The following is a 3,377-nucleotide window of genomic DNA, read 5'->3' as shown; positions in this document are numbered from 1 at the left end:
GTGGTTTTAAATAATAAATATCTGTATCAGGAAATCTTAAAATATTAAAAACCATTGATTTTGGATATAATAAAAAACCATTTTTTACAAAAAACACAAAACCTAAATTACCATTATTAGATGTAAAATAAATAAATTCTCTAAAATTAGAAATATCAAATATAACTCTTAAAACATTAGAATAAAAATAATCTAAAACTTGAAATAAATTATCCAACGAATAAAAATTTTGTTTAACATCATTAACAAAATAATTACTGTTAGATTTTTTAAGAATATCCATATTAAGCAATTCTTTATAATTAAAATTTAAAACTAAATAATTCATATCAAAATGTTTATAACTCTGATTGGCAATAATTGGCATAAATAAATATTGTATAATTTCTCAATTAAAAGTAAATTCATATTTTATATTGTTTTTATAAATAAAAATATCTAACAATTTATTTGGCGTTTTATAATCTATTATTAATCTACCCAAAGAACCCACCTCAGAAATATCTTTTGGGTTTCAACTTAATAAATAACTTCAACTAGTATTTTTAATTTTATTAAATCAATAATTACTATCATTTTTATCAGCACTTACATTTGGAATAAAAGGAGTTTCAACACCAAAACTAAATGCATAATTACTAGGGTCTAAACCTTGCATAAAATAATCTTGTCGCAACATTAAAGTAGACTGAAAATCATATTCATTTGCTTTTGCATAAGTTAAATCACTAAAATTATCATTATTTCTTGTTTCTACTTTACAAACATTACTAATATAATTTATAGTTATAGCACTACAAAAAAGAAATATTCAACCAAATATTAAATAAAAAATAATAAATATATCTAATAATCGTTTTCGCATTGTTTTAACCCCCCCCCCCTTAAACAATAAAAATAATTCTAATACCCATAATAATAATTCCAAACGCCATATATAACTGGAAAATAGGATGTGTCGCAATAATAAATAACTGTGCTACTAATTTATAAAAATCATTAGCAGACTCCAAATAATGTTTAACAGTAGAAAAACCTAAATCTGTTGCCACAACAATATTAGCAATAAAACCAAATCCAACAGTCAAACCAATAACAAAGAAAAATATTAATTTTAACATTATTTAACGCCTCTCTTATCTTTTGCTTGTTGTCTAACATTTTGACGTTTAACTTCTCTTTTAACTTGTTGCTTATTACTATTCTGATATCTTTTTTTAGAAAAAGAAACAACACCTTTCGCACCCTTTGCTACACTAGAACTTGCTTCTAAACTTGCACGAGAAACTGAACTTAAACCACGAGAACTATTAACTAATAAAAAAATAACATTTATAACACCACCAAATACTCAAATTACAAATAAAGGAATATTCGTACCAGGCAATTTTAATGCTCACATTCAATCCATTATTTTCATAAAAATATCAACTACAACATTAATGGCACCATTTCATACATCATTAGCAAGTAAATTAATCATTTTCTAACTCTCCCAAATTCTTTAATAAATGTTCCATCCCCATCTCTCGTAATTCATTAATCGTAATATCTTTTTTAACAATACTAGGTCAATTTTGCTTAGTATAACTTGGTACTTTATCATTTTTTAAATCACGCACAAACTTTAAATATTTACTATCATATTGCATTGCAATAGATAAAGGAATTGTTATTTTAACAAAATTAATACCAATATCTTTATTAGATTTTTTACGAACTCTTTTTCCGTTTGCTGTTCGTTTAACCGTTTCAGTTTTTCATACTAAATAATCATCTAAATCATCAAAAAAACCTATTTTCATTTTAAAATAAGTAAAAAATATACTAGGTGGAATACATTGCATAGGAACAATAATCATATTAGTAATTTCTCTATATTCCACTCAATTCTGATTAATTCGTTGTCCAGCAAAAATAATATTATTATCAAACTGACGACATAACAAAAAATATGGAATTAATCCGCTAAAATTTTTATTGTTTTCTTCGGGTTTAAAGGGGTAAAAGTCGCGGAGCGACTTAGGGGCGAAGCCCCTTTCCTTGATTAACTAGCATAACGGGAGAAAACGATTTTAAAGAAAAGTGTAATTTTAAAAATTGACAAAATAAGAATGATTAAATATAATATGTTTAAAAATATATTAATTATTTTAAGGATAGTAAAAAATATGAAAAAAATTTTAGCATTTTTATTAAGTTCATTTCTATTAACAACAAGTGCATCTAATTTAATATCTTGTTATAATTCTAATTTTAAGGAAAATAAAGTCGTTGAATTAATTGGTATTGCGGAATAAATAAAAATCTTAAAGTTAAAAAAAATACAAATGTTTTTGTTATTAAATATTTAACTAAATATTTTGTTAAGTCATTATCTAATACTGAAAGACAAAAAAAGGAACTTTGCAAAGAATTTGATATTCCTTACAAAAAACCTAAAAAAGTATCAGAAGTTAAATTAAGAAATATTTATAATTTAAATAAAAAATCATATCGTTTTAGTGCAAATTGTACCGACCTACTTGTAAAGGTTGGTGTTATTGAAATGTGTGAAATGGAATTAATTGCTTCATTAAAAGGTATAAAAAATAAATTTATGTTTGTTGATAAACAAGGTTATATAATGGGTGTTATTATTGATAGTTATTTAGAAAACGATTATTTTTGACAAATAGAAGAATATGTCCCATTTTATCGAAAACAATATCAACATTGAAAGGAACAAAAATTATTCTTTGAAAATTATAAAAAACGGCATAAAAAAAGTATTAGTTTACACAACAATTTACTAATACAATAAAAATTTTAAAATTAAATATTTACATTTAGAATTATACATCTAAAAGTAATTTTTGTCATTAATATTTTAATAAATATTAATTTTTCAGCGTGCTTAAATAAAAAAACTGATATAATAAAAAAGTAGAGTTCTTATGGAATGTGGACTCTACACTTTTATTTTATAGTAATTTTAGAAATATTTGACTTTAATTTAGTTATGGTATATAAGTAAGTTATTAAGTCATTAAAAGAGATAATGGTTTAATATTTAAGTTGATAAACAACTTTAAACATTCCAAAATAATTAAATAATTTTCTCTTTTTTAATTTACTTTTATTTTGTAAATTAAATTATAATTTTTTGTTATTTAAGTTTGTTTATCAGTAGAACAGATAATATTTTATTAATTTTATTAAAGACAAATAATTTAAATATAAATGTGTGTGTCTTAGCAAATTATTTGTATTGTAAAAAATAATAAACACTATTTATAAGTCTGATTATTATATTATTCAAAAATAGAAATGTGGTGAATAAATAATATGAACGACCGTACTAAAAAGATTAATATTACTGAATATGAAGAAATTTT

Annotated in this window: 5 protein-coding genes and 1 pseudogene; 2 read left to right on the top strand and 4 right to left on the bottom strand. The window is 22.4% G+C overall.

Going from position 1 to position 3,377, the window contains the following annotated elements; translation table 4 throughout:
• The 4 genes and pseudogenes from C6B38_RS10495 to C6B38_RS01500 form a co-directional block, all read right to left on the bottom strand.
• Nucleotides 1-865 (bottom strand): annotated as a pseudogene (locus C6B38_RS10495) (DUF3688 domain-containing protein); the annotation flags it as partial.
• Nucleotides 866-884: 19 nt separating this feature from the next.
• Nucleotides 885-1,121 carry a hypothetical protein gene (locus tag C6B38_RS01510; protein ID WP_105298387.1) on the bottom strand — a complete coding sequence of 79 codons (237 nt, stop codon included), beginning with the start codon at nt 1,119-1,121 and terminating at the stop codon, nt 885-887.
• Nucleotides 1,121-1,483: a hypothetical protein gene (locus C6B38_RS01505; RefSeq protein ID WP_233485472.1), complete on the bottom strand. Its 363-nt coding sequence runs from the start codon at nt 1,481-1,483 to the stop codon at nt 1,121-1,123. The genes C6B38_RS01510 and C6B38_RS01505 overlap by 1 nt, the downstream gene beginning before the upstream one ends.
• Nucleotides 1,476-1,949 (bottom strand): hypothetical protein, encoded by a 474-nt coding sequence (locus tag C6B38_RS01500; RefSeq protein WP_233485471.1) that lies wholly within the window; start codon nt 1,947-1,949, stop codon nt 1,476-1,478. The genes C6B38_RS01505 and C6B38_RS01500 overlap by 8 nt, the downstream gene beginning before the upstream one ends.
• A 222-nt stretch (nt 1,950-2,171) precedes the next feature.
• Between C6B38_RS01500 and C6B38_RS11800 the strand changes: the two genes are divergently transcribed.
• Nucleotides 2,172-2,300 (top strand): hypothetical protein, encoded by a 129-nt coding sequence (locus C6B38_RS11800; RefSeq protein ID WP_255401049.1) that lies wholly within the window; start codon nt 2,172-2,174, stop codon nt 2,298-2,300.
• 248 nt (nt 2,301-2,548) lie between these two features.
• Nucleotides 2,549-2,803 (top strand): hypothetical protein, encoded by a 255-nt coding sequence (locus tag C6B38_RS01495; RefSeq protein WP_105298386.1) that lies wholly within the window; start codon nt 2,549-2,551, stop codon nt 2,801-2,803.
• Nucleotides 2,804-3,377 lie beyond the last annotated feature (574 nt).

This window comes from Spiroplasma sp. ChiS (assembly GCF_002968355.1).
GTDB lineage: Bacteria > Bacillota_I > Bacilli_A > Mycoplasmatales > Mycoplasmataceae > Spiroplasma > Spiroplasma citri.
Note: the sequence above shows the minus strand (reverse complement) of the source record. Positions and strands in the feature narration are given on the sequence as shown.